Origin of the sequence: Thermatribacter velox (assembly GCF_038396615.1) — a bacterium.
Lineage (GTDB): Bacteria > Atribacterota > Atribacteria > Atribacterales > Thermatribacteraceae > Thermatribacter > Thermatribacter velox.
The window spans coordinates 236,559-262,427 of the sequence record NZ_CP121689.1 but is presented as its reverse complement, the minus strand read 5'-3'; the positions used below and the strand labels follow the sequence as shown (position 1 = coordinate 262,427).

At 45.1% G+C, this 25,869-nt stretch carries 27 protein-coding genes; 9 read left to right on the top strand and 18 right to left on the bottom strand.

Annotated features, from left to right (window positions below; genetic code table 11):
- Nucleotides 1-2: 2 nt before the first annotated feature.
- The 5 genes from QBE54_RS01325 to QBE54_RS01305 form a co-directional block, all read right to left on the bottom strand.
- Nucleotides 3-788 (bottom strand): coiled-coil domain-containing protein, encoded by a 786-nt coding sequence (locus QBE54_RS01325; RefSeq protein WP_369018563.1) that lies wholly within the window; start codon nt 786-788, stop codon nt 3-5.
- Nucleotides 785-1,903 carry a hypothetical protein gene (locus tag QBE54_RS01320; protein ID WP_369018562.1) on the bottom strand — a complete coding sequence of 373 codons (1,119 nt, stop codon included), beginning with the start codon at nt 1,901-1,903 and terminating at the stop codon, nt 785-787. Before QBE54_RS01320 ends, QBE54_RS01325 begins: the two co-directional genes overlap by 4 nt.
- A 167-nt stretch (nt 1,904-2,070) precedes the next feature.
- Nucleotides 2,071-3,609, bottom strand: coding sequence for a CsgG/HfaB family protein (locus QBE54_RS01315; protein WP_369018561.1), 1,539 nt, complete (start codon nt 3,607-3,609; stop codon nt 2,071-2,073).
- Nucleotides 3,610-3,611: 2 nt separating this feature from the next.
- Nucleotides 3,612-4,514, bottom strand: coding sequence for a PEGA domain-containing protein (locus tag QBE54_RS01310; protein ID WP_369018560.1), 903 nt, complete (start codon nt 4,512-4,514; stop codon nt 3,612-3,614).
- A gap of 19 nt (nt 4,515-4,533) precedes the next feature.
- A complete protein-coding gene (locus QBE54_RS01305; RefSeq protein WP_369018559.1) occupies nt 4,534-4,944 on the bottom strand; it encodes a hypothetical protein in 411 nt (136 codons plus the stop codon).
- Between the two features lie 62 nt (nt 4,945-5,006).
- On the opposite strand from QBE54_RS01305, the gene QBE54_RS01300 reads away from it, so the two are divergent.
- The 7 genes from QBE54_RS01300 (at nt 5,007) to rbsK (ending at nt 12,840) form a co-directional block, all read left to right on the top strand.
- Nucleotides 5,007-6,050, top strand: a complete 1,044-nt coding sequence (locus QBE54_RS01300; RefSeq protein ID WP_369019371.1) for an esterase-like activity of phytase family protein — start codon at nt 5,007-5,009, stop codon at nt 6,048-6,050.
- Between the two features lie 225 nt (nt 6,051-6,275).
- On the top strand, nt 6,276-7,268 hold the full coding sequence (locus QBE54_RS01295) for a LacI family DNA-binding transcriptional regulator (RefSeq protein ID WP_369018558.1): 993 nt from the start codon (nt 6,276-6,278) through the stop codon (nt 7,266-7,268).
- 14 nt (nt 7,269-7,282) lie between these two features.
- A complete protein-coding gene (locus QBE54_RS01290; RefSeq protein ID WP_369018557.1) occupies nt 7,283-8,662 on the top strand; it encodes a hypothetical protein in 1,380 nt (459 codons plus the stop codon).
- Between the two features lie 81 nt (nt 8,663-8,743).
- Nucleotides 8,744-10,000 carry an ABC transporter substrate-binding protein gene (locus QBE54_RS01285; protein ID WP_369018556.1) on the top strand — a complete coding sequence of 419 codons (1,257 nt, stop codon included), beginning with the start codon at nt 8,744-8,746 and terminating at the stop codon, nt 9,998-10,000.
- A gap of 48 nt (nt 10,001-10,048) precedes the next feature.
- The gene (locus tag QBE54_RS01280) at nt 10,049-10,951 is read left to right on the top strand and encodes a carbohydrate ABC transporter permease (RefSeq protein ID WP_369018555.1); all 903 of its coding nucleotides are present in this window, start codon (nt 10,049-10,051) and stop codon (nt 10,949-10,951) included.
- Nucleotides 10,948-11,784: a carbohydrate ABC transporter permease gene (locus tag QBE54_RS01275; RefSeq protein ID WP_369018554.1), complete on the top strand. Its 837-nt coding sequence runs from the start codon at nt 10,948-10,950 to the stop codon at nt 11,782-11,784. The genes QBE54_RS01280 and QBE54_RS01275 overlap by 4 nt, the downstream gene beginning before the upstream one ends.
- A gap of 96 nt (nt 11,785-11,880) precedes the next feature.
- Entirely contained in the window at nt 11,881-12,840 is a 960-nt protein-coding gene (gene rbsK, locus QBE54_RS01270) for a ribokinase (RefSeq protein ID WP_369018553.1), read from the top strand.
- Nucleotides 12,841-12,842: 2 nt separating this feature from the next.
- Here the strand turns inward: rbsK and QBE54_RS01265 are convergent, their stop codons facing one another.
- The 3 genes from QBE54_RS01265 to QBE54_RS01255 form a co-directional block, all read right to left on the bottom strand.
- The gene (locus QBE54_RS01265) at nt 12,843-13,664 is read right to left on the bottom strand and encodes a carbohydrate ABC transporter permease (protein ID WP_369018552.1); all 822 of its coding nucleotides are present in this window, start codon (nt 13,662-13,664) and stop codon (nt 12,843-12,845) included.
- A complete protein-coding gene (locus tag QBE54_RS01260; RefSeq protein WP_369018551.1) occupies nt 13,661-14,533 on the bottom strand; it encodes a carbohydrate ABC transporter permease in 873 nt (290 codons plus the stop codon). The genes QBE54_RS01265 and QBE54_RS01260 overlap by 4 nt, the downstream gene beginning before the upstream one ends.
- Nucleotides 14,534-14,597: 64 nt before the next feature.
- Nucleotides 14,598-16,007 (bottom strand): sugar ABC transporter substrate-binding protein, encoded by a 1,410-nt coding sequence (locus tag QBE54_RS01255; RefSeq protein ID WP_369018550.1) that lies wholly within the window; start codon nt 16,005-16,007, stop codon nt 14,598-14,600.
- A 137-nt stretch (nt 16,008-16,144) separates the two neighbouring features.
- Between QBE54_RS01255 and tcmP the strand changes: the two genes are divergently transcribed.
- The gene (gene tcmP / locus QBE54_RS01250; protein ID WP_369018549.1) at nt 16,145-17,896 is read left to right on the top strand and encodes a three-Cys-motif partner protein TcmP; all 1,752 of its coding nucleotides are present in this window, start codon (nt 16,145-16,147) and stop codon (nt 17,894-17,896) included.
- A gap of 312 nt (nt 17,897-18,208) precedes the next feature.
- On the opposite strand, the gene QBE54_RS01245 is transcribed toward tcmP, so the two are convergent.
- The 4 genes from QBE54_RS01245 to katG all read right to left on the bottom strand — a co-directional run bounded on the left by QBE54_RS01245 (nt 18,209) and on the right by katG (nt 21,778).
- On the bottom strand, nt 18,209-18,397 hold the full coding sequence (locus QBE54_RS01245; RefSeq protein WP_369018548.1) for a hypothetical protein: 189 nt from the start codon (nt 18,395-18,397) through the stop codon (nt 18,209-18,211).
- A 69-nt stretch (nt 18,398-18,466) separates the two neighbouring features.
- Nucleotides 18,467-18,691 (bottom strand): hypothetical protein, encoded by a 225-nt coding sequence (locus QBE54_RS01240; RefSeq protein WP_369018547.1) that lies wholly within the window; start codon nt 18,689-18,691, stop codon nt 18,467-18,469.
- 114 nt (nt 18,692-18,805) lie between these two features.
- Nucleotides 18,806-19,249: a hypothetical protein gene (locus QBE54_RS01235; protein WP_369018546.1), complete on the bottom strand. Its 444-nt coding sequence runs from the start codon at nt 19,247-19,249 to the stop codon at nt 18,806-18,808.
- Between the two features lie 342 nt (nt 19,250-19,591).
- Nucleotides 19,592-21,778, bottom strand: a complete 2,187-nt coding sequence (katG, locus tag QBE54_RS01230; protein ID WP_369018545.1) for a catalase/peroxidase HPI — start codon at nt 21,776-21,778, stop codon at nt 19,592-19,594.
- Between the two features lie 467 nt (nt 21,779-22,245).
- Here katG and QBE54_RS01225 point away from each other — a divergent pair, with 467 nt between their 5' ends.
- Nucleotides 22,246-22,452 carry a zinc ribbon domain-containing protein gene (locus QBE54_RS01225; RefSeq protein WP_369018544.1) on the top strand — a complete coding sequence of 69 codons (207 nt, stop codon included), beginning with the start codon at nt 22,246-22,248 and terminating at the stop codon, nt 22,450-22,452.
- A 376-nt stretch (nt 22,453-22,828) separates the two neighbouring features.
- Here the strand turns inward: QBE54_RS01225 and QBE54_RS01220 are convergent, their stop codons facing one another.
- The 6 genes from QBE54_RS01220 to QBE54_RS01195 form a co-directional block, all read right to left on the bottom strand.
- Nucleotides 22,829-23,053 carry a type II toxin-antitoxin system HicA family toxin gene (locus tag QBE54_RS01220; RefSeq protein ID WP_369018543.1) on the bottom strand — a complete coding sequence of 75 codons (225 nt, stop codon included), beginning with the start codon at nt 23,051-23,053 and terminating at the stop codon, nt 22,829-22,831.
- Nucleotides 23,046-23,282 carry a type II toxin-antitoxin system HicB family antitoxin gene (locus tag QBE54_RS01215; protein ID WP_369018542.1) on the bottom strand — a complete coding sequence of 79 codons (237 nt, stop codon included), beginning with the start codon at nt 23,280-23,282 and terminating at the stop codon, nt 23,046-23,048. Before QBE54_RS01215 ends, QBE54_RS01220 begins: the two co-directional genes overlap by 8 nt.
- A 339-nt stretch (nt 23,283-23,621) precedes the next feature.
- Nucleotides 23,622-23,807, bottom strand: coding sequence for a hypothetical protein (locus QBE54_RS01210; RefSeq protein ID WP_369018541.1), 186 nt, complete (start codon nt 23,805-23,807; stop codon nt 23,622-23,624).
- 59 nt (nt 23,808-23,866) lie between these two features.
- The gene (locus QBE54_RS01205) at nt 23,867-23,995 is read right to left on the bottom strand and encodes a hypothetical protein (protein ID WP_369018540.1); all 129 of its coding nucleotides are present in this window, start codon (nt 23,993-23,995) and stop codon (nt 23,867-23,869) included.
- 7 nt (nt 23,996-24,002) lie between these two features.
- Nucleotides 24,003-24,227: a hypothetical protein gene (locus tag QBE54_RS01200; RefSeq protein WP_369018539.1), complete on the bottom strand. Its 225-nt coding sequence runs from the start codon at nt 24,225-24,227 to the stop codon at nt 24,003-24,005.
- Between the two features lie 325 nt (nt 24,228-24,552).
- Nucleotides 24,553-25,869, bottom strand: coding sequence for a hypothetical protein (locus tag QBE54_RS01195; protein ID WP_369018538.1), 1,317 nt, complete (start codon nt 25,867-25,869; stop codon nt 24,553-24,555).

Here is a 25,869-nt window from a genome sequence, read left to right as displayed (position 1 = left end):
TCTCAAGATTGGGCGCTCTTTTGAGCTTCGAGCTCCTTAATTCTCTGCTGCAGTTCCTCTATTTTGGCCTCTATTCTCTTTTTTTGCTCTTCAAGATTTTCCTTCTGAAACTCCAGCTCTTTAATCCGCTCTTCAAGACGCAGGATCTCCTCTTCCAATAAAGGCCGCCATTCTGGCTTCGAGTAATCGGGCGGAAGATAGGGCTTGTCCCATCGAAGCAACACTTCTTCACTAATCAAGCTGGGACTTATTGAAATTTTGGCAAAGTGTAGCGCGATATATTCTGTATCCTGATTAATAATCGGATTACCCTCTTTATCAAAGCGAGCAAAATAGATCTTTCCAGTAAACTCACGGTGAATTTTTTCCTCAAAACCCGGGTCATACTTCACAGGATACCATTTGTTGCCTTTATCGTCGACAAGGTAAGTGTTCTGGGTAAAATCCATGGGATACAAAGCAGGACCCTTCAGTTTACGTAATGTAACTTCAAAAACAAGATAGCGGTTTAAACCTTCTCTTTGAAGGTAATCCCGATGATACGCCTCCTCCTCTTCTGAGGAAAGAAGATTTTCACTCCCGTATTTGGCCACCCAGGCCTGCACCAGTTCCTCACTCCAGTACACTGCTTCTACTGAGAACGTATCACGGACCGTTTGCGTCCTCGTCCACTTAGCCAGCGTATCTCGGTATATGCGGTCATAATCAACCTTTGCCCAGGCTCCAGCTTGAAGGAAAACCAGCAAAATGCAAACAGTAACAAAAAGCAGTACCTTTCTGTAGCTCATTTGGATACCTCCTCGCCCCATTCTTCAAGGGGCCTGATTTCAACTTCCACCTGGGGAACTTCTTGAGTATCAAGGGAAGAAGGAGCTTGTTCGGTATCGGTATAAGAAGGAGTCTGCTCACCCCAGGGAGCTTCCTCAGCAGTAGGCACAAATTCCTGCGCTCCGCCAGGCACATACTCACCGGCTGCAAGTGGACCAGAAACCTTCACTTCTTTGGCTACCTCCACAAAAAGCTCAGTTCCCGCCTCCACCTTTGCCGGCTCACCTTGCACAAAAATACCAGCCACAGCTCCTATGGGGCCAAAAATAGCCAGCCCGGCGATACTTGCACCCACTGCATAGGCAACCGACTTGTTCTCCTGAATAGCTTTCTCTCCCATGGTAAGCTGAACCATGGTTCCGTCAATAGCCGGAACTTCCCCGAAGTCAATCTCGAGCAACCCAGGTTTTCCAAAACTGCCCCGGCGTTTCAATTTAGTAATAGTACCTACGCCTTTTGTTCCAGCTGGGATAACCAGAATATCTTCCACTTTCACATCTTCGACCACTGTAAAGGGTACTGCATCTCCCTTGTTGTTTCTTTCTGAGTGCAGCTCCGTATCAATGGATATCTTGACCAGAGTTCCTGCAGGCACAGTAACCGTGAAAGCCTTAATTTTGTTAATGTCCACACAGGTGCGGTACAGGTGGTCAACGCGCACTCCTATGGGCTGATCACTGGTAACTCCGAAAACCAGTCGTTCCAACTCGTCAAGCTCTGCTGTCAAAATACCACTTTCTGAAGGTTTGGCATTGAGGGTAAGGCGTACTGCCTTTATCTTAAACTCCAGCGAAGGCTCCTCAGGAGTACCCGTAAGAATGAAACGCTTCAGCGTGTCCACCCGCTCAGCAAGTGTCCCCGAAAGAGTATCTCCAATTAAATCTCTTTCAATTTGTTCAATACGCGTCAAAACCCCTCCACTTTGAGGCACTCCATAGAGAATGCGCTCCATTTTTTCGAGTTCTTCAACCAGGGGCGAAACCACTCTTTCCTGCGAAAAAACAACCGAAAAACTCATAAAAAGGAAAACCACGAGAAAGAGGATTACCCAGCTAATCTTTTTCAAGAATCGCACTGACCTCACTCCTTAAAATTATTGCCAGGGCATCAATCTACCACCACTATTATAACCCCTAATTCTTCTCGAGGGGAAAGGAAATTTTGAGTTCCCACACAACAACCAATAATAAAAAAGCCCCCTTTGCCAGAAAGGGGGCTTAAAATTAATATCAGATAATCCCGCTATTTTCTTTTCACCACGTTTCCATAGGCATCATACTCCACATAAGTGCCTGGAACTTCTTTCCCCGCTTTATATTCAACTTCGGCAAACTTTTTTTCTCCACTGGTGTTTGCATATTCGACCCAGAGGCCTTCCTTTAAATTCTGATGATAGTTACCTTCCCAGTGCTTATGACCACTTCCATAGTAAATGATCCATTTACCCTCTTTTAAGCCATTCGCGTAAGTTCCTTCAGATTTCAGTACGCCGTTTATAAAGTATTCTTTCCACACTCCGTCTTTCTTTCCATCCCGATAAGTGCCCTGAATCCTAACCTTGCCGTTTTCGTACCATTTAGTAAACAATCCGTGATAAACCTGTTTTCCGTCAACCTCGTAATAGGTGTACTCAAGTTTCTTGTTCCCACCGGGATACAATTCCTGAGCAACAAGTACTTCCTTGCCCTCAAATTGGTCGGGTAGCGACGTAACTTCTATGGGGGTTTCTTCTTTTTCTACCTCAACAGCCTCCTCAGAGGGTTGCTTTTCCTCAGCATAAACCGGTTCTTCAAAATTGACTTCTTCGCTCTCTCCAGTTGTCAGTTCTTCAGTAAGTAGCCTCTCAGAAAATTCTACAGACTCAGCTTCTTCTCCAGAAAGCACTTTCACCGTGTACTCCTTGTTAACTGGTTCCCTTGCTTGCGTTAAAAACACTTTGGAAACCCGATCGCGCACTTCAGCCACCATACCCTCAGCAACAGGAATAAGCTCCTGATCCAGGGTCTCTCCAGTTTTGGGATCCACAATGCTTTTTCCAGGTTTAAAAATGCGCACTCTACTGCCCACCTTTATTCCAGTAGCCTCACCCAGGTTAAGGTAAGCGGTCTTCCCGCTACTCTCCACCACATATCCCTCAAGAGGAATATCGGCAAGCTCTCCAATACCCTCGTCAATCTTGGAAACAAAATCGGCAACAATCTCGTCACAAAGTTCCTTTACGGCAGAAATAACACTCAAACTACTGTCAGAATACATCGAAACATCTCCAAAGCCCAGACCCACTTTGGAACGACTGGCTTTCTTTTGCTTCACAGCTGAGTAAAGAATTTCTCCCGTTGTTACATCCACAATACGTACCGTCAAGGTTGCCCGGATTGAAGATTTGCCCAAACTGACAGAACCCAATCTCAAACCGCCACCACCGCTTTTTGATATGTCGGTTATACTTCCTGTGATCACATAGTGCGCGCCAACCATGCGTCCCAGTTGAACGGCAGTCTGGGTATCTACCAAACCTGAAAAATGTTGAAAACTCTGTTCAGTTACCAAACTGGAAAGCTTACGACGTTCAAACACCCGAAAGCGCCCACTGTTAATGAGAGAATCAATCATGAGATCCGTCAGGGCATTGGGAAGGGTTTCCTCATACTGAAAACCGGGAACGGTTATGTCGAAACCAACCACTACTACTTTCGGTTTAACCTCGGCATTAGCAAAAGACGCAAAAGAAAAAATCAAGAAAGCAATTAATAGCAAAAAATGAGCCCGCTTGCACAACAAAATTATTCACCTCCCGAATTCTGACTTTCAATGCCTACCTTCACTTCAACCTTAGAAGGGCTTGTTGACTCCACAGGCTCTTCCCGCAAAGTGGCCATAATTTGTAAACCAGGCATCACTTTGACCTTTTTGGCCCAAACCGTGTAACCAGGCAGGCTGACGGTTATCTCTACGACACTGTCTTCATTGAGGAGAAGCTCACAAGGAGTGTTGCCGTAAAATATTCCTCCCACTTCTACATCAGCACCTGAAGGGTTGGAATTTACCACTATTTTTACTTTCTTGGGAGCTTCAGTGCTTGCCTGCCATTGCTTTGCTAAACGAGTGTCAAAACGATTAACCAGATTTTGAACTGCTTCGCGTAACAAGTTCTCAACCACGTTAAGAGACTCTTCTTCTACAGTTACCCCCAGAGATTTCAAGGGCAGACCTTCTCGAGAAAGTGAGCACTGGTCGGCAAAAAGCACCAAACCTCTTTCGGCATCTATGATTCGTAATCCCACAGTTACTGAAAAACTGCTACGTCGGGTTTTGATGCCATATCCCTGAAATTCGGTGGTCTTAGAAGCTACCTCTATAACATCACCCATGGCGAGATATCTTGCTCCCAGCATCTTTCCAAGCTGAATGGCATAAGCAGGATCGACTAACCCCGAAACACTGCTGAAGCCTATCTCAGTAAGCGATTTCTGCACAGTAAGGCGATCGGCAAGGGTGAATCGCCCCATAGAAAGAAGAGCATTTTCAAGGTATTGTAGTCCCATGTTACCGAGATCGGGCGTTTTTATATCAGAGTGATTTTCAAACCCCACCACCGCAATAACCGGATACTCCTGAGAACAACCAAAGGAGGTAAAAGAAGCAAGTAATAAAAAAGAAAGCAAAAAGGATACAAGCATTTTCATAAAAAATCTACCCCCCTTATTAAAGGTAAGTTTTACCCGAAGATAAGGTTATGTGTTTTCCAGAGGGAAAATAACCCTCAACCGTTAGCTCAAGGCTTTCCAGCCGACCATAGATTGGGTCCACCAGATAAAGAGTTTCAGTAGCCGAACGTACTTCTCCGGGATAAAGCGGGTCAGAATAAGTGGGAACACTTATTGAAAAACACTGGTTACCTGCAAAACAAGCTTCCATACTCGCCTGATTCATATAAAAAGTCTCTGTACTATAGTTGGCGTAAACTAATCGCACGTCTGCGCTGTAAGCATTTCTCTCCAGCACCTCAAGGCGCAGAACAACATTTGAAGAAGTAGGAGCTACTCCGCCACAGCCGGTTAAAAAAAGCACAGCAACCAGAAGCACCGAAAAAAGCAAAAGAAATTTTCGGTCCAAGCAAGACACCTCCTTTAAAGGATATCAATGCTTAAAAGTTTAAAAACCAGCGATGTCAAAATCTGTCGCCGTGGAAGAAAAATCGCAGGTTTTCATATAGTGAAATAGAAATTGTTGAAACAATCAGTCTCAAACACAAAGAGGGCAAATCCATCACAGGATTACCCATTACACCTGGCTTAATTGGTGCCACCAACGAAATTGCCCTAACTGAAAACTTGCAAATTATAGGTTACAGTAACGACGGTCTTGACCCGGAAGGTATTGCACTCGACCACGAAGGCAATTTCTGGATCTGTGATGAGTATGGTCCTTTCGTGGCCAAATTTGATAAAAAAGGCAAGCTCTTAAAAGAATACGCCACTGGCAATGGTTTGCCTGAAGTGTTAAAATACCGCATTCCTAATAGGGGATTTGAAGGCATCACTGTAGCACCAAACGGGAAAATCTATATTGCAGTGCAAAGTGTTTTAAACATAGAGGAAAAAACAGCTGTCACCGCCCAGTTCACAAGGATTGTGGAACTTGATCCTCTTACGGGTAAAACCAGGATGTATGCTTACCCCATTGATAGAGAAAATTATAATTCTCCCAAGGACGCCAAGATAGGCGATATCTTCGCTATCTCCAACGACAAGCTTCTTCTAATTGAACAGGGCAAAGACAAGGAAAAAAAGATGCGCAATATCATCTATCTCGTTGAATTACAAGGCGCCACAGATATTTCAAACTTAAAAATAGACGGGAAAGAACCAGAATTCATCACCGATAAGAATAAGCTCTCCACCATTAAGTTTGCATCCAAAACAATGATAATCGACTTAAGAACAAATGGATGGAAAGCCGAAAAAGCGGAAGGAATAGCCATGCTCCCTGACGGAAAAACCATAGTAGTGGCAAGCGATAACGATTTCGGTATTACCATTGATGTTCAGGATAGCGAAAATCAAGATACCGAAATTCTGGACTACACACTTTACCCGGACGGTAGCCTTAAACACAACAACAAAGTTGCCAAACCAGTTTTTCGAATCGTTCCCAACCCTGACGCGGTTGAAAGTAACACTCAACTCTGGCTTATCAAACTCCCCGAAACATTAAAATAATCTTGTTTTTGCTTTACAGCTTATCCACTCTTAACAGCGGGTGGATAAGCTGTGCTTCAAATAGCGGCGATATTTCAAACTCTGGAGTCATCGCCACAAGTAAGCAACCTGCGGTAAAAATTGCTTGTTCTGGACCACCATACTTTCCAGAACCTTTTCCTTGACAAACACCCCTCTTTTTGCTAAAATTTTCGCAAATTTGGAAATTTGGCAAAGAGGAGAAAAATGGCCACGCTTAAAGAAATCGCTCAAAAAGCAAATGTTTCGATTACTACTGTTTCCCACGTAATTAACGGTACAAGACCTGTCAGTGAAGCCCTGCGTCAAAAGGTCCTTAAGGCTATGGAAGAGCTGGGGATAGAAATACCTGTTAACAAAAAAAGGGCCCACTCTCACTTGATTGCCATGCTCATCGACGACATCTTTAACCCTTTCTTTACTGAAGTTTTTGCAGTTGCAGAAGCAACAGCTCGGAGCATGGATTATAACCTTCTCATCTTATCATCCATCAAGCAGGGCGAAGATATCCTGTATCTGAGAGATCTGGAAAACCGGAAAGTAGATGGGGTAATTGTGGCTACACGTCTTTCTCTCTCTCATCTAAAGAGAGCCTTTTCCACTCATCTACCCATGGTGTTTTTGGGTGGCAACCTGGAAGTTCCTTTTTCTGCCAGCGTCCTCCTTCCTGATGAGCAAGGATCTTATCTGGCTACCAAACATCTCACCGAACTTGGACACTCAAAGATTTTATGCGTGGGAGGCCCCAGGAAATTCTCCATCTTTCGAGATCGTTTCCGAGGCTATACAAAGGCGCTCGAAGAAGCTGGAATTACTGTGAATTCCCAACTAATGGTAGAAATACCGCTCACTTTCCAGGCAGCCTACCAGTTCGGCCTGGAGTTTCTGAGCAATGCTCACCAAAAAGTGACCGCAGTGTTTACCCACAATGACCCTACCGCATGCGGGATGATGAAAGCTGCCCAAAACCTGGGCATAAAGGTACCGGAAGAGCTTTCCATCGTTGGATTCGATAACACCTTTGTAACCAGGCTCACTAATCCCACTCTCACCTCAGTTAACATCCCCAAAAAACTCGTTGGAAAAAGGCTGGTAGAAATGCTCATTCGGCTCATCAGAGGAAACAACATTCCAAACTGTGTTATTGAAGAAGTTAGCCTGGACATCAAGGAATCAACAGCACCAGTAAATACAAGGTGAAAGGAGGACGCGTTATGGAAAAGACCAAGGTTACCATCATCGGTGCAGGAAGCGCTGTTTTCGGTCTTTCCACATTAGTTGGCATACTCCGTCATCCCAATTTGCGGGGTATCGAGTTATTCCTGCACGATATAAATGAGGAGGGGTTGCGAAAAATTCATCAATTAGCGGAAAAAATGAACCAGACTTTTGGCTCAGAAGTAACGGTGAAAAGCTCGACCCACAGAGCCTCAGCCCTTGAAGGCGCTTCTTTCGTTGTGCTTTCCATTGCTGTTGACCGAGAAAAATGTTGGAAGCTGGATCGGGAAATTGCTCTCAAATACGGAATCAACCACTATGCGGAAAATGGAGGCCCGGGGGCTTTCGCCCATACCGCCCGAAATCTTTCAGTTATCATGCCCATCCTGAAAGACATGGAAAAGTACTGTCCCGACGCCTGGCTTCTCAACTTTACCAACCCGGTTCCTAAAATATGCACAGCAGCATCCCTCTATACCCGGATAAAAACCATTGGCATCTGTCATCAAATAAACTTTGGCTACTACATTCTGGCCGGGCTTTTCAAAGAGGAACTGGGGTTGAAACTCCCTCGCGACTTTGGTTTTCGCTGGAACGACCAGTCCCTGGCTCTCTTTCGGATGATGAGCAAAAAGGGGAAAGAGCATTTCCAAATCCGGGCTTGGGGGCTCAACCATTTCACTTGGATGATCTCGGTAACCGACCGCAAGACTGGAGAAGATCTCTACCCTAAAATCCGGGAGAAGGTAAAAAAAGTTCCTTCCTTTTTCGAACCACTAACTATGGAAGTATTCCGCATCTTTGGGATTATGCCAGTACCAGGCGACTGTCATCTTTGTGAATATCTGCCCTACACTCACAGTGTAAATCGGAAAACCTGGGAAAGATACGACATTCAAATGTACGACTTTGAATGGGCCGAACAAAGCCGACAAAAAATGTGGGAAGAAATAGAAAAAATCCTGGAAGGCAAGACACCGCTTGAGAAGATGGAAGAAGTAGAAACTGAACGAGGCGAGTTTATCATTGCTGGAATCTTGAAAAACCTTAATTCCTACGAAGAAGCGGTCAACATACCCAACCGGGGATATATCGAAAATCTTCCCGAAGGCGTCATAGTGGAAGTGCCAGCTTTGCTTGGAAACACTGGCCCTCTGGGAATAGCTCTAGGGAAGCTACCTGAACCTATTGCTGAGCTCTGTCGCAGACAGGCACTAATTACAGAACTTACCGTACGGGCCATTGTAGAAGAAGACCGTTCTTTGGCCTTGCAGGCCTTTGCTTTGGACCCAATGATCGATGACCCAGCACTTGCTCGAGAGCTTCTTGAAGAATATTTAAAAACCTTTGATTCTTATCTTAAGTTCAAACTTTAAAGGGAGGTGAGAGAACGAGAACTCAATCATACATAAAGTACCACCCGTCTAATTAAACTACTTTGAAAGGGAGGGTAAAACATGAAGGGTAAATTATGGGTTTCTCTTCTGGTGTTAATCGTTCTGGGAGCATTCTTGACAACCGGTGTTTTAGCTCAAGAAAAGGTCACCATTCGTTGGCTCTTTGAAACCGACTTTGGCGGAGGATGGAAAGTACTCATCGAAAACTTTGAAAAAACTCATCCCAACATTAAGGTAGAAATGCAGGAAGGCCCTTCAGCAACCAACACCCGGGAAGACATGTACACCACTTCTTTTATGGCCGGAGAAAGTACCTATGACATGGCTTACGCTGACTTGATTTGGGTGCCCAAGTTCGCCGCTGCAGGCTGGATCATTCCTCTGGGAGATCGGTTAACTCCCTACGAAATTGCACAGTTCCTCCCCGGAGATATTGCAGGAGGAATGTACCAAGGAAAGCTTTATCGTATACCCAGCCAGTCCGACGCCGGCATGCTTTACTACCGCAAAGACCTCCTGGAGGAAGCAGGTTTTGAGCCACCGCTGACCTGGGACGATTTGGTAGAACAGGCACAGAAACTTCAGAATCCACCGGATCTATGGGGATTCGTATGGCAGGGCAACCAATATGAAGGTCTAATCTGTGACTATCTGGAGCTTCTCTGGGGAGCGGGAGGAGAACTCCTCGACGCAGAGGGTAAGGTAGTGCTCGACCAGGGTACCGCAGCAGTAGAAGCGTTACAGTTTATGTATGACGTGATCAACACCTACAAGATTTCTCCACCAGGGGTCACCACCTACCAGGAAGAAGAATCACGTCATGTGTTCCACAACGGACAGGCCGTGTTCCACCGCAACTGGCCCTATGTATGGACTCTGGCCCAGAAAGAAGACTCACCCATAAAGGGCAAAGTAGGTATCACTCCCATGGTTCATAAAGAAGGATTTCAGAGTGCAGCCACCCAGGGAGGCTGGGGATGGGTAATTTCCAAATTCAGCAAACACCAGGAAGAAGCCTGGGAATGGATTAAATTCGCCACCAGCTATGAATCGCAAAAAATTCTCCACTTCTATAATGGCTACATCCCCACCCGCCATGCTCTCTTTGCAGATCCCGATATTCTCAAGGAAAGCCCTCACTATCCAGATCTGTGGAGAGTACAAATTAATGCTCGAACCAGACCACAACATCCTCAATATGCACAAATCTCAGATATTCTCCAGAGAAACCTCCATGCTGGACTGACTGGAACCATCAAACCTGAAGAAGCGATAAAGCGTGCTGCCCAGGAAATCAGAGAACTGTTAGGCCAATAAGACACGTAGGGGGCGGAAAAATCCGCCCCCTACAGTTGGGGGATAGTCATGAAGCACGGAAAAAAACCATTTCTTACCGATCGGCGTTTTGGGTATCTTCTCTTGCTTCCGGCTCTTCTTCTCTTCGGATTGGTTATCATCTATCCAGTAGCCAGAAACGTCTATCTTTCCTTCCACGAAAAAAGCATCGCTACTGGCATGGTAGAAAGTTTTGCAGGATTCAAGCATTACCTGAAAATATTCACCAGGGACCTTCGATTCCGCCAGGCTTTAGGTAACACACTTTATTTCACGGTGGTATCAGTAGGTATAGAGTTTTTGTTGGGACTTTCTTTTGCACTCCTTTTAAACCTTAATTTTCGCTTTCGAAACTTTGCCCGGGCCAGTGTCATCCTTCCCTGGGCTCTGCCCACTGCGGTGATGGCCATGGCCTGGCGCTGGATTTACCACGACATCTATGGTGTAGCCAACGATATCCTCCTTCGTCTGGGCATCATCCGCGAAGCAGTGGCCTGGTTAGGAAAAAGTCCTCTGGCAATGCATGCTGCCATCTTTTCCGATGCTTGGAAAACCACCTCTTTCATGGCTCTGATGCTGCTTGCCGGGCTACAGTCCATCCCTCAGGAACTTTACGCAGCTGCCAGTATCGATGGCGCCGGTGGTTGGGCGCGGTTTCGATATGTTACTCTCCCTCTCCTGCGACCGGTTATCATTCTGGCCCTCCTTTTTCGAAGCCTGCAGGCCTTCGCAGTTTTTGACCTGATCTGGGTCCTGACTCAGGGAGGCCCTGGGGGAACAACCGAAACCCTCTCGGTATATCTTTACAGTTACACTTTTCGATACTTAAATCTGGGCTACGGTTCTGCTCTCTCGGTGGCCATTTTTGCTCTTTCGCTGATTATCATCTTCGTTATCCTCTTTTTTCAGAGAGAGGAGGTGGAACTGGGATGAAAAGCAAAAAAGGCAGGATGGTCTTCTTCTACTGCTTGATAGCTCTTGTGGTTCTATTCAGCCTTTCTCCTTTTCTCTGGCAAGTTATCACCTCTTTTAAGCCTTCACAGGAAATCTTTTCACGCCCCGTGAAATATCTACCCAGCCACATCGACCTGAGTGCTTACTCACGGATTTTCATTCGCCACCCTTTTGGAAGACAAATACTCAACAGCATCTTCATAGCCTCCATCAGCACTTTTTTGTGTCTTTCTGTAGCATCACTGGCAGCTTACGCTGTGGCAAGATTTAAAATTATGGGAGGACGGGGGTTTTTGCTCTTTATCCTCCTTCTATCCCTTTTCCCTCCGGTAGTCCTTATTGTTCCGCTTTATGAAATGGTTAGCTCCTGGGGTTTGATGAACAACTGGCTGGCACTAATCATTCCCTATGCATCTCTTAACCTTCCCTTTGCCATCTGGGTCATGAACAGTTTCTTTCAGCAGATACCGGGAGCACTGGAAGATGCTGCCAAGGTTGATGGTCTGAGTCGTCTGGGAATTCTGGTACGCATCATCCTTCCTCTTTCTGCCCCAGCTCTGGCTACCACCGCCATTTTGGTCTTCATCTTCTGCTGGAACGAATTTCTACTCGCCTTGACCTTTATGACCCGGGATGCTGCCCGAACTGTGCCGGTGGGAATTGCCATGCTTTCCGGGGCTTCACAATACGAAATACCCTGGGACCAGATTTCTGCAGCTACCGTTCTTACCACTCTACCTCTGGTGACTTTCGTGATTCTTTTCCAAAGAAAAATTGTAGAAGGGCTTACTGCCGGGGCGGTTAAAGGGTAATCCAGAGTTGAAGTACTCAAAACTCGACCTTCTCCCTCCAGAAAAATTGTGCTATCTTGTTTAAAAAAGCAAGCCCACCAAAGGAGGGAAGGAAATTTGAGCCCCAAGGAGCAAAAACCGGTAATCGCTGTAGTGGGAAGCAACATGATGGACCTTATCACCTATTACGAAAATGCTTTTCCGCGTATCGGCGAAACTGTACTGGGTAAAGATTTCGAAATTGGCTTTGGTGGAAAAGGAGCCAATCAAGCGGTAGCTGCGGCAAAGCTGGGTGCAGAGGTCATAATGGTCACTGCAGTTGGTGACGACCTTTTTGGCCCCCTGGTGCGCAAAAACTTTGAAGAACAAGGAATAAGTTCCCGTTATGTAAAGATTGTACCTGGAAAAAGCAGTGGCGTGGCTCCCATTTTCGTCGATCCTCAGGGCAGAAACAGCATCTTCATAATCCCCGGTGCAAACCACTATCTGGACCCAGAAGATGTAACCAGAGCCCGCGATGCGCTGCGCCGGGCCTCATTTTTGCTCCTGCAACTGGAAATCAAAATGGAAACCACCTATTATGCGATTGAACTTACCCGAAAACTGGGCATAAAGACCATACTTAATCCAGCACCTGCTCAAAAACTGGACTGGGAAAAGCTGCAAGGAATTTATCTTTTTGCTCCCAACGAAACCGAACTTGAGAACCTGACCGGTATATCAGTAACCTCCAAAGAAAGCATTCAAGAAGGAATCGAAAGGTTGCTTGAAAAAGGACTGGAAAATGTGGTAGTCACCTTAGGCGATAAAGGAGCCATGTTGGGCAACCGCGAAGGCTTTCAATTTTTCCCTGCCTATCAGGCAAAAAGCATAGACACAACTGGAGCCGGCGATGCTTTTCTGGGTGCTCTGGGCCTTTTCCTGGCAGAAGGAAAACCTCTTGAAGAGTCCATAGACCTTGCCTGCGCCTATGCAGCACTTTCCACCGAAAAACGAGGCACTCAGAAATCCTTTGTAAAACGCCAGGAATTCGAAGAATGGCTTGCTAACGCTTCCCAAAAAAGCGAAACCTGGTGAAATCAGCCCTTTACAGCTCCCAGGGTAAGTCCACGCACCAGATAACGCTGCAAAACGATGGCCATGATAATAATCGGCACGCTGGCCATAATGGAAACAGCCGATATTTCAGCCCATAGTATTTCGTGTCCACCAATCATCCCGGCAATGTTCACGGTGATCGGGGTTACGCGTGAACGTCCTAAAATTAAAGCAAACAAAAACTCGTTCCAGGAAAACATGAAGCAAAAAAGAGCCGTAGCCACGAGACCCGGAGCAACCAGAGGCAAAGCCACGCGAGCGAAAGCGCCAAGCCTTCCACAACCATCCACCAAAGCTGCTTCCTCAAGCTCCTGGGGCAGTTCTTCAAAGAATCCCTTCATCATCCAGACCGCAAAGGGTAAATTCACCAGAGAGTGGGTTAGAATTAGAGCCTGGTAAGTATCCAGCCAGCGCAAAAAACGGAAAAAGAGAAAAAGGGGTAGCACCGAGGCAATGGGTGGCATCATGCGCACCGACAAAATCCAGAAAGCGAGGTTATCGCCACCAATCCGAAAACGTGCCAGTGAGTAAGCTGCCAGAGAGCCCAGCACAATGGCTATCAAAGTAGTTGAGGAAGCGATAATCAGGCTATCCCGCATGCCTTTTATGCCACCCAATTTCCCACCCTGGACGTAATGTTCCAGGTCGAAAGAACGTGGTATGAAAACAGGTGGATAGGTAAAATATTCTCCCTTGTCTTTGAAAGAAGTCATAACGTTCCATATGAAAGGGCTTAACATTATAAGGAGGACAACGAAAATAGTCAGGAAAATTGCCACTTTCATTCCATCCCTGATTTTCAAGACACTTCCCTCCTTTTCCAGGAAGCAAGGAAAACATTGGCAATGATGACAATAACGGCCAGTTGGAAGTAGGCCATTGCCGAAGCATAACCCATGCTAAAGTATTTGAAACCTGTAGTATAGTTGTAAAAAGCAATAGTTTCTGAGGATTGGCCTGGTCCACCGTGAGTGAGAAGCACCACGAGGTCAAATATCTTGAAAGCATCCATCACCCGGATTAAAACAGCAATAATGATTACCGGACGCAAAAGAGGAAGCACAACTCGGGAGAAAATCGCCCAGCGCCCTGCTCCATCTACTCTCGCTGCTTCATAAAGTTCATCTGGTATAGCCTGCAATCCAGCCAAAAGAGTAATCAGCATAAAAGGTGTCCATTCCCAGATATCGGCAATGATAATCGAATAAATGGAAACCTGACTGCTCCCCAGCCAGTTTACCGGATTTAAACCCATCCGGGCGAGAAGGAAATTCAACGGACCATACTGATAGTGATAGATGATTCTCCAGATGCATCCCACCACTACCGGAGAAATCATCATGGGAAGAAGAAAGAGGGTAACCACCAGGTTTCTTCCCCGAAAATATCTGTTCAAAAGTAACGCCAGACCAAGTCCCACTAAGAATTGGGTACCCACACCAATCAAAAGCTCTAACCCGGTGTTCTTCATGGCTCCCCAGAAACGCTGGTCAGAAAAAAGCCTCAGGTAATTCCCGACCCCGATAAAAATCCTTCTTCCTCCCATACCAACGTCCCACTGGCAAAGACTGAGATAGAAGGAATAAATCAGTGGGAAAATGGAAATGGCCAGGAGGATCAAAATGGTAGGGAGAACAAAAAGAACGGCTATCCTTTTTTCTCTCCTTATCACGCCTGTCCCCTCCAAAATAAAAAGGCTGAGCGAGTTGCTGCTCGCTCAGCCTGAGTAAGCTACCTTACCACAGTCCAGCAGCTCTCCATCCGGCAACCAGTTCCTGATAAAGCTTCTTTTGCTGTTCCTTACCAAACCTGTTCAGAATATCTCGCCACGCAGCTGCGGCATCGTTGAGAGCCTGTTCAGGAGTTTTTTCTCCAGCCAAAGCACGGGTCAGCTCTACACCTAAGGTCTCTTCGTATTCTACAGTTCCAGGGAGCACCATTTCAGGATATCCCTTTTCCATATTTTTCTGCACACCCTCAAGATAAATTCGGGCATCTTCCACGTTGGCAAACATCTCATACTCTTCAGGATGCGCAAAGTGAGAATAACGATAGGGATCCAACCCGGTCTCTGCGGTGGAAACATCGTCCATGCTGGTTTCAACCGAGAGGTAATGAATCACCTGGTAGGCTTTCCAGGGATCTTTGGCTTCCGCTGCTACAGCCAGCACCCTTCCACAAGGCATGAGTGCCCGGTAATAAACTTCTCCATCTTTCTTAACACCGGGAACATGACTTACGCCGATTTTGCCAACTATTTTGGACTGATTGGGATCTGCTCCTTTTTTACCTACGCAGGGCCACTGGATTACCATGAAACAATCGCCTTCCAGGAAAACATCCTTTAGTTCCTCATAACCGTAAGAAAGAACATCCGGTGGGCAGTATTGATGAATTTGCTTGAAAATTTCCAGGGCTTTTACGCCGGCTTCAGAGTTGATAGCGGGCTCCATGGTTTCTTCGTCGAAATACACACCACCCAGGCTGGCAAAAATATTGCCCCACCAGGCAAAAATCTGATCCTTCTGGCCGTAATAGGCAGTGCCATAAAAATCGCGCTCCAGGACCTGGCCGGCAAGCTTCTCACCAGCTTTACGGGTAAAGAATTCAGCCACGTCCAGGAACTCATCCCAGGTTTCAGGAACCTTAAGGTCATACCCATATTTTGCCTTAAACGCCGCTTTCTCTTCTTCGTTTTCAAGCAAATCCTTGCGATAGTAAAGGTTTAAAACATCGCCGTCATAGGGGAGAGCATAAAGCTTACCGCTATACTTGCAGTAAAAATCCCGGTAACCAGGAGTGACGTCATCGAGTTTGGGATCCAGCTTCTGAGCAAATTCATCAAGCGGATACAACCACCCATTAGCAGCGAACTCTGCCAGAAACTTCGGATAGACAATCATAATGTCATAAGCACCGGTTGCCGCAATCAATTCCATCTTTTCTTTTTCGTAAAGCTCACCGAAGGGAACACCAATTACCTCAAGTTCTACATCAAACTTTTCTTTGAAATCCTGCGCATACCAATCGAAGGGCTTCAAGTTATGGCCTGCGTCTCCTACCACAACCAGTTTGAGCGAATAAGCTAAGGAAGCGCAACTCAAAAGAAACACCAGAGCAAGAAGCAAAACCAAAAACTTCTTCACTGCTACCCCCTCCTCATTGAGGAATTACTGCATATTTATTATAGCACTTCACCGGAACTGTGGCTTTCGAATGAAAGAAAGGAATAACTTCTGAAAATGTTATAATGAGAGAGGGAGATGAAGGATGAAGATATATGGTGGGAAATGATCTTTGGGATTTATCGAATAGACCTGCAACACAAATGAAGCTTAAAATATTGAAAAAGGTTTTTGAAGTGTGGCTCACCATCTGGAACAAGCAGAATTGGGCATCTAACGAGTGGTACGTAATAGACTTGTTTGCTGGAAAGGGTAAGTACAATGATGGAAGCAGCGGATCTCCGCTTATCTTTCTTGATGCAATTAACACCAAGGCGGAATTGCTAAGAACCGATCTGGAAATTAAGTTATTCTTGGTGGAAAAAAATAGGAATAATTATCACGCATTAAAAGTACACATTGACGATTTTCTTAATCAAAATAAAGAACTTAAAAAAAGCGTTAAATTATTCTACTTTAATAAAGATGCAAACTCAGCAATAAACGATATTATTAAGCAGATCAAAAACACTCCCAAAAACCCACTTTTTGTTCTGATCGATCCAACAGGCATTCAGCTTAAGAAAGAAAACCTTAAGAAAATCCTCGAACTAAAAAACCGTAAAGACATCCTTTACAATTACATCTTAGAGGGCGTTCGAAGAACAGGTGGTGTAGCAAGAAAAGCACTTGAAGGAAAAAGTTTAACTCATAGGGAAATAAAAACAGTGGAAACGTTTATAGAATTTATGGGAGAAGATATAGATTTTGTTAAAAAAGACGATGTAGAGCTAATGAAATCCTACTGTCAAATTTTTACGTCCGATAATATGGAAGTAGTTGCTTATGACCTGCCGTATTCGAACCGAAATGATGTCCTCTATTATTTACTGTTTGCTTCCAAGAAATCCAACATAACCAAAATAGTGAAAGATATTTATGCAAGGGAAAAAGAAAGACAACGAGGTAAAACCTTGTTTGGCGGTAAAGAGTTTTACAAAAACGCCCTCATAACGTTTTCACAAGAAATAGAATGCATCGCAAGAAAATCTCTCCTATACAAAACCAAAGTTGAATATGGAGATTGGACTATAAACCACATCGTTGGTTGTAAACACGGTTGTCGGTTCCCCTGCTATGCAATGATGATGGCAAGGAAGTTTGGATGGATTAAAGATTACGAAGACTGGAGAAAACCAAAACTCGTTAAAAATGCCTTAGACTTACTAGAAAAGGAAATCCCAAAGTATAAAAACCAAATTGATTTTGTCCACCTATGTTTTATGACAGATCCATTTATGTATGATGCAGAAAAAGACAGGATTATTCCAGATATCAAAGACCTAACTCTCAAAATAATTGAACGATTAAATCGTGACGGAATAAGGGTCACAATCCTCACAAAGGGTATATATCCCGATGATCTCCTAAACACCCAAAGATTTTCCAAAAATAATGAGTATGGAATAACCCTTGTCTCACTTAACAATAACTTTAAAGAACAATACGAACCTTATTCATCCTCATACGAAACAAGAGTAGAAAGCCTTAAAAAACTTGCGAAAGCTGGACTAAAAACATGGGTTAGCATAGAACCATATCCTACACCCGAATTAGACCCTGACGCTGCTCAAATCGAAAAAATTCTTGAAAAAATTCATTTTGCAAAAAAAATAATATTTGGAAAGCTAAATTACAACAAACTGGTCAATTATTGTGGTAGAAATTCGCATAACTGGAAAAATAGCCAAGAATTCTATGAAGCAATAGCCCGTAAGGTAATAGATTTTTGCAATACAAACAACATTCAATATCACATAAAAGCAGGAACACCCCTAAGTAATGAAGACCATAGAAACATTTTCAAATAACTACGAAAATGCCCCTGCCCAACTCCTGGAATTAAAGCTGATCTATGACAGACCTATATATAAAGCAAATTAAATTTCCAAGAAAATGAGAAACAAGAAAGAGGCAAGCTTTTATGAAACCTTGCAACTCACAAAATCTGACAAACTCTCAAGGTGAAATCCTGCACAAAAGCCCAAAAGAGTTCTTGCTTCGATTCTGCTCATTACCCCAGATGGATTACTTTCGCTTTGCAAACGCTTGAAACCCCTGCGAATGGTAGCTGCGATGCACTTGCCTCGCTCGTTTGGAAAATCAAAATAACTCATGTGATACTACCCTTTCGGCAGAGCATGATAGCGGTACATCTTCTCGAGATCCTCTTTTTTAAAGCGACCTTCGAGCAAAGGTACATACTCGTGTGGAGCCTTGTCACTTATAGCAACGTTATCCTGCCACTCCACTAAGGCGTAATTGGCAACCTGGTTAACATCCCGTTTCTCTATTATTCCCACCCGCCGCAATTAATCACGGGTAAAAAGATGGTGCCGTTCCAGGGAGCTTTTGACAAAACGGAAAGCAGGATTCAACATTTATCGCACCTTCATATTTGAATAAAGTACCAATACGTCCGAAATGCAAAGAGCCGCATAATAGGTTAGTTGGGCTGTATTACGTGCTGACGCGCTGTTTAGCTCGTTGGGAAGAGTTACCTCCCAGTAGTCAGGAGTGAGCACAGCGCGCATTTCTTGCTCAAGTGCATGAATAAAGTCCTCTTTACTGGCTTTGCCACGCAATAAAGAAAGATCTTGCTCCATCCTCGTCTCAGGCGAACTGGAATAGCGTCCCGTCAATGAAGACATAAAAAACCATCGAGCCAAAAGATTTCGTAGAGTGTAATGATCTACACCAAAATCACGCTTACCAATAAGTCATAAAGCATAAGTATACACAAAGGCTGTTTGTGAAGAAATAAGACGAGGATGCACGCATCCATCCCGGTTAATAACTTGAAGAAAGTCATGCCAATTTTGAAGGTCCAAAACATACCCCTGAGCCTCACGCAACAATGCAAATTGCTGTTCACGACGTTCCACAGAAAATTCACCAGTTTGAAGGTCCTTACCACGCAATATAGAATAAACGTGCTCCAATCTGGCACGCCGAAAGGCCAACACAATACCTACTCTAAGCAGCTGATCTGGAAGAGGTTGAAAAAGGGGATTATACGGCGAGAGCCGACCATCAAGAGAATGTGTTTTAGCTTGACGAGCAAAATCCTCCAGTTCTTTACGACCATCATCCCAGAAAACCGACATCAAAGTAAGGATAAAATCCGCCTGGTTAAGAGTACGACCCTGACTGTTAATTCGCACAAAAATTTCAGAAACCTGCTCCTCGTCTGCTGAAGCCGAAATTTCGAGAGCAGTTATAGGATAACTTTCTAAAAACTTTTCATATAAAATACCGAGAATGAATAACCTTAAAACAGCTCCTAAAGCACTTTAGGACATTAGACTCAAAATTTCCAGCATTTCATAGGATTTGTCAAGTAATATTTTGTTCTTTATAAAAGTGTTCACCGTAAGCTCTATCCCAGCAAAACTTTGCATTTATCTGCTAATACAACCAATCACTCAAAAGCAAAATTCCAAAAATTCTTCCCGGGAGGGGGTCTCTCAAAAAGCCCCTCAGGAAATTTACCCAACCAAAGTTCCTCATTTAAGGTCGAATCTGTCCAGGTTCATTACTTTATTCCAGGCTGCGATGAAATCACGTACTAACTTCTCTTTGGCATCATCACTTGCATAAACCTCTGCAACCGCTCTCAGTTCGTCGTGATGCCCAAAAATCAGGTCTACCCTGGTTGCACTCCACCGCAGCTCTCCACTCTTTCGGTCATACCCTTTAAAGAGGTAACGGTAGTCATCAGCTGGTACCCATTCAATGTCCATGGAAAGCAGGTTTACAAAGAAATCGTTGGTCAAAACCCCCGGATTATCGGTCAAAACTCCATATTTCTCGTACCTGTAAGTAGCCCCCAGAACCCTCAGGCCACCTACCAGCACCACCAGTTCTGGCACGGTAAGTGTCAGCAGTTGGGCCTTATCAACCAGGAAGTATTCAGGAGTGGTGTAAACGTCCCCCTCATTAATGTCAGCAGGATCTCTGAAATAGTTCCGGAAACCATCAGCGAAGGGTTCTATCTCTTTATAGAACTCTACATCAACCTGTTCTTGCGAAGCATCTACCCTACCCGGTGTAAATGGAACCTGCACGTTGAAGCCCGCTTTCTGCGCAGCAGCTTCTAAAGCCGCACAACCACCAAGCACTATCAGGTCAGCTAAAGAAACTCGCTTTCTGGAACCCTTTTTCTCCTGCTCCTGATTGAATTCCTGCTGAATTTTCTCATAGGTAGCAATTATGTCTTTCAACTCATCCGGGTGGTTTACTGCCCACTGATTCAAGGGATATAGCCTGATTCGTGCTCCATTGGCTCCTCCCCGACGGTCAGAATTGCGATACGTTGACGCTGAAGACCAGGCAGTATAAACAAGCTGAGGAATACTCAAACCCGAAGCAAGCACTGTCTTTTTGAGTTCAGCCACATCGGTATCATCAATCAGCTCATAGCTACGCGCGGGAAGAGGATCCTGCCAGATAAATTCCTCTTCGGGAACGTAAGGACCAGCATAACACGCTTTTGGACCCATATCACGATGAGTAAGCTTGAACCATGCCCGGGCAAAAGCCTGTTCGAACTCCTGTGGGTTTTCAAGAAATCTCTTGGCTATCTTTGAATAAACGGGGTCAAATTTCAAGGCCAAATCGGCGGTGAGCATTTTCGGTTTGTGCTTTCTTTGCGGGTCGTGCGCGTCAGGGACGATTGCCGGACTATCTTTGGCAACCCACTGGTTCTTGCCGGCAGGGCTTTTTTCAAGTTCCCACTCGTTTTCTAACAGAATGCGCAGATACTGAAGCCCAAACCGGGTTGGTGTGGGTGACCAGATAACCTCAAATCCTGAAGTAAAGGTATCAGGGCCTTTACCGCTTTTATAACCGTACTTCCATCCCAATCCCTGGGATTCAATGGGCGAAGAGCTGGGGTCTGGACCAAGGTGCTTATCTGGACCTGCACCGTGACATTTCCCAAAGCTGTGGCCACCAGCAATGAGCGCCACCGTCTCTTCATCGTTCATGCCCATCCTGGCAAAAGCAACCCTGATTTCTTTGGCAGATTCAACCGGGTCTGGATTCCCTCCTGGACCTTCTGGGTTTACATAGATAAGGCCCATCTCAGTAGCGGCATAGGGTCTTTCAAGTTCTCCTCCTCTGAAGCGCTCTTTCCCGGTAAGCATCTTTTCTTCAGGTCCCCAATCCGGACTTTCATCGGGTTCGTAAATATCCTCTCTGCCCAAAGAGAACCCAATTATCTTCACACCCATATCCTCAAGTGCTACAGTTCCAGCCATGATGATTAAGTCTGCCCAGGAAAGTTTTCTGCCATATTTTTTCTTAATCGGCCAAAGTAACCTTATGGCTTTATCAAGGCTGATGTTGTCAGGCCAATTAATCCGGGGTGGAAAGCGGATACTGCCGTCCCTCGCTCCACCTCTTCCATCATGAATCCTATAACTTCCAGCGCTGTGCCAGGCCAGACGGATAAAAAGAGGGCCATAGTGCCCAAAATCAGCCGGCCACCAGTCCTGAGGCGTCTTCATGAGCTCCTTCAGGTCCTTGATGACGGCATCAACATCCAACCCCTCCACTTCCCTAAGATAGTTGTAGTCAGGGCCATAGGGATTGGAGTTGGGGCAATTCTGGCGGAGAATTTTGAGATTTAATCTGTTTGGCCACCAATCGGTAAGCCATCTTTTCCTCGGTTTTACCTTCCGCTCTTCCACAATGCATCCCTCCATTTTCAAGTTTCGCTTAAAACATCTCCTTTTAAAACACTCAACTGACCGGCAAGTTCAAAACACAACGTAACCGGATATAAAAGTTCCCTTGTGCCAATACCACCTCCTTGCAAATATTAAGCACAAATTCCTTTCCAGAATTCCCGATAACGCAAAAAATCAAAAGTAGCCACAATCTGGAAGCCCATAAAGGTTTTCCCGTCAACAACAAAAACTCAACAAAATATTCACTGCAGAACAAAAGAAGAACGCTCGAAAACTCACTTTTTGCTTCTCAAGGTGAGAATTTAAAATAATTATTGTAAAACCTGCGCAGCGTCAAAAACCGACGCTGGATGCTGGCGAAACCCATTTTTCAGCAAAAATTCGGACAACCCCCCTACCGGGGGAAGAATTTTTCCTTTTTTCGGTTTTAAATAGAAAATAAAAACCTACAGAAAGGGGAGAAGGCAATGCCAACTTACGAGTATCGTTGCAAGCAGTGTGGAAGTTCTATGGAAGTTAAAGCCTCGATTGAAGAGAAAGAACGGGGTCTTGACCTCACCTGCCCTCAATGCGGGAGCAAGGAGCTCACTCAGGTATTTGGAGGTTTCATGCTGGGTTGTTCCCCAAAAGGCGGCCACAGCGGAGCTTTCGGCGGCTGCTCTTGCTGCTCGTAAAAAACTGCCCCAGAAAACCCCAAGAAAGCAGGTTTTCCGGGGCTAATCCTTGCTCAAATACTAACTGCGTTCCCATTTTAATACTTTCCGGCCATACGATGCATCCTGCCATAAGCGCATAGGTAGCTTTTTCCCCAAAAACAGAAAGGTTTGAAATCTGAAAATCTCCTGCACTCACTACAGTTTAAACTTTCCGCTAACCCACCCCAACCTGATTAAAGCTTCAGAGATGATTGTAAAAAGTAAACACTTTTACTTCTAAAAAAATCTTTTGCTGAGTGTCAACATTTCAGACATACTCTAAAGATAGACGAAGCCCAGAAGTGAAAACGTGGCAAATTTGAGTGGAATAAAAACATACATCCCTGTTTTGGACTCATAACAAATTTTTCAGTTCTTCTCTGGTGATACCTGCTTGCTTCAAAATTTCGAACAAGGTGCCTTTTGGCAAATCCTTTTTGTGCCGGGGAACAGTAACTCTTCTTTTCGTCTCCGGGTGATAGTAAATATGGTGGCTTCCCCTCACTCTATCCAGCACAAACCCTTTCTTTTCAAGGATCCTGATAACTTTTTCAGGGGTGAGTGATGGGAAGCTATGCATGGGTTTCCACGGTTAACATGTACTCCAGGGTCCCTTCTTCTGTCGGTATTTCTTCCCCATGTTCCCGCAGGCTCTCTACATAGAGTTCTATAGCTTCCCTTGCCATTGCTATCGCCTCTTCTATTGTTTCACCATAAGTAACACACCCTGGAAGAGAAGGAACTACCACTGTGTAACCCCCTTCCGGCTCCCTTCGAAGCAAGACGCGATAACTTAACCTCAAACTCATCACCTCTTTATCCACTGAATATTCCACTGAATATGAGCGCTCACTTCTCCAGTAACTACTATTGTCCTCTACCCAAAGACTTCCTATTTAGGGTAAGCTTCCTCTATGCTCGAGCCAGTGTTCTACAAAACTATACTCCAAAGCATAAACTAACACAATCTCTCCTGCTTTAGCCAATTGCCTGCACCACTTTCACCCGTACCTCGTCCCGGAGCTATTCTCTCCAAAATCCAGTGGCTCAATACCCATCAGCTACAACATATCGGAGTACTTCCCAAAGGCAGCCAGAGGCTTTGGCGGCTGCTCTTTATAGCAAGCGAAAAAGCGCCACAAAGCAAACTACAACCTACCAACGCCTACCAGTACCCCGACAGTAACGGCAAACGCCCGTGCCATAGCACCAGGGACAGGGATCCTTACTGTGCGGCCTTCCGTAACCAGAGTAATATTTGAGACCCGAACCACGACAGTGGTGGCAGCGTCCGGTTCCATTGCAGGTTCTGCAAATTCTCTTTCCGTTATCATCCGAGCGACCCCAAACAAGCATGATACCACCTCCCCTGGACGCTCTTTCTTTGTCTTCATCATCTCTCAAACAAGTTTTTCTTTTCTACTAACTGCTCCCGAAAAAGCATTCTCAAACCCTGTATAAATTCAGCATCTTCCCGACTCATTTCTGCCTGCAAGGCCAGTGCCCGCAAGGTCTGAAACAAAATCTCTTCACAAAAAGAAGAGCGCTTCTCCGACAAGGTCCGCGGAGTCTCTCCTTCGCCATCTTTTCCAAGCGCCAATCATGCCTATAACCTTGATGGAAAGGAGCATAGACAGCCACAGTACACCCATTGTGTACTTGATTCTACCGGTAAGCAATGTCAATTTCTGACGTTCTGACGGAAAAGATAAAAATTTTTGTAAACCGACAGCAAGGCTCGAAGAAACGTTCACCAGCTTTTCAGATTCCTTTAGCCCCTAAAAGAGCCACAAAACAAAGCAGTGAGAAGCAGAGAAACACTTCCTTCAATAAAGAGAACGCAAGACAAAAACGACATTCAATTATAATTTTCTTTCTCGAAAAAGTATGAGGCAAAAATCCCGATAATTTGGGGCTTCAGCAAACCAGAGTAAGCGATATTGCTATGCTGGTTAAAACTGGAAAAACATAGGGTTTGGATTCTTTGAGTTATGGAATGCACTGGAAAATGTGCCGGAAGTGAAAACGTGTATCTTCAATCTGAAAAGCCGTCGCACAAAGCTTTTGCGCTAAATACCATCACTCATCTACAGCCAGGACGTCCAACCTTCGGTAAAGCCTGAGCTCTCTACCCTTCCAAGCCAGCTCAAAACCAGGGAGACCCAGCGAGTTTTCAGAGGTTATCAGATAGTCATAATTAGCAAAATCAGCGTAAAAAGAATTATTGGGATTCCTTAGTTCGGGAGTCCAGACTCTGTCCATATCTTTCCAGGAAGAAACCAGAAAAGAAGCAGGCTCCATGACCAACACTTTACCCTGTACCAATTCCTCGAGTTTGCGATACTCAGCCAGCTTCTCCTCAAGCCGGGGATAGAGATGGAAAAAGAAACCCCGGCTATCAACCACAAACCTCCCCCAGCTCAGAATCACAAAAACGCAAAGCAACAACACGTTGACCGCTTTTACCCATCCCCGCTCACCCCGCCACTCCAGCACCCCGCTAACCTGAGTTAGAAAAACTACCATCAGAGAGAAAACAGGCAAAGCAAGAATGCCCGAAAAAAGCGCACCCAACCCCCAGAGAAACCTTTTCCTTTCGGAAAGAATTGCCCACACAAAGGGTAAAAAGAAAGGCCAGAATTTGCTAAGTTCAGCAACTGTTTTTTGAAGCCCTCCCAGAGAAGCAAAATTAAAGTAGAAAGCAAAACTCTGGGAATGCAGGTCCAGAAAACCCAGCGGATTACCGTCGTAAATCCAGTAAAGAAAGGCAAGGGTGCCCAAAAGCGAAAATATAGGGAAAAAGAGCACCAGCAAAAGACCCAGCTTTTTGCTCCAGCTACCCGGAAAAAGCAGCACAATAGCCGCCAGAGCCACCATGATGCATCTGAAGCGGGGATAAGTTAAGGTGACTGCCCCCAGCAGAAAACCGCTTGCAAACAAGCAATGGGTGAGCCCCCACTCTCTATGGCGCAAGATGGCAAAAAAAGCTCCTGCCAATAAAGTAACAAAAAGAGTAAGTATCGGAGAACTGCACAGCGAAGAAAGAAAAAGCGGGGAAGTAAAAAAAGCCATAAAAAGCAGGCTCTCAAGCAGTGTGTCCTGGCCGAAGACCCAGCGTGAGGCAAAGGCCACTCCCAGAACCCCACAGGCAGAAACCACAAAGGGTGCCCCGGGAGCAAAAATAGAAAGCAGGAAAGGAAGGGTGGGATAAGTCAAAAAGAAGGTTTTAAGGTTAAAAACCCCCTCGCGGTGCACCGCATTAGCCCAGAAAGATAGGAAATAGGCCTCTGGAGACAGTAAACCCTCCCTTTGTGCCCAGAGCGCAAAAAGCGAAAACAAAACCCAAAAACTCGCCAGAAAAAGCACAAAAGCCGCAATCCTCAGGCTTTTCTTCAT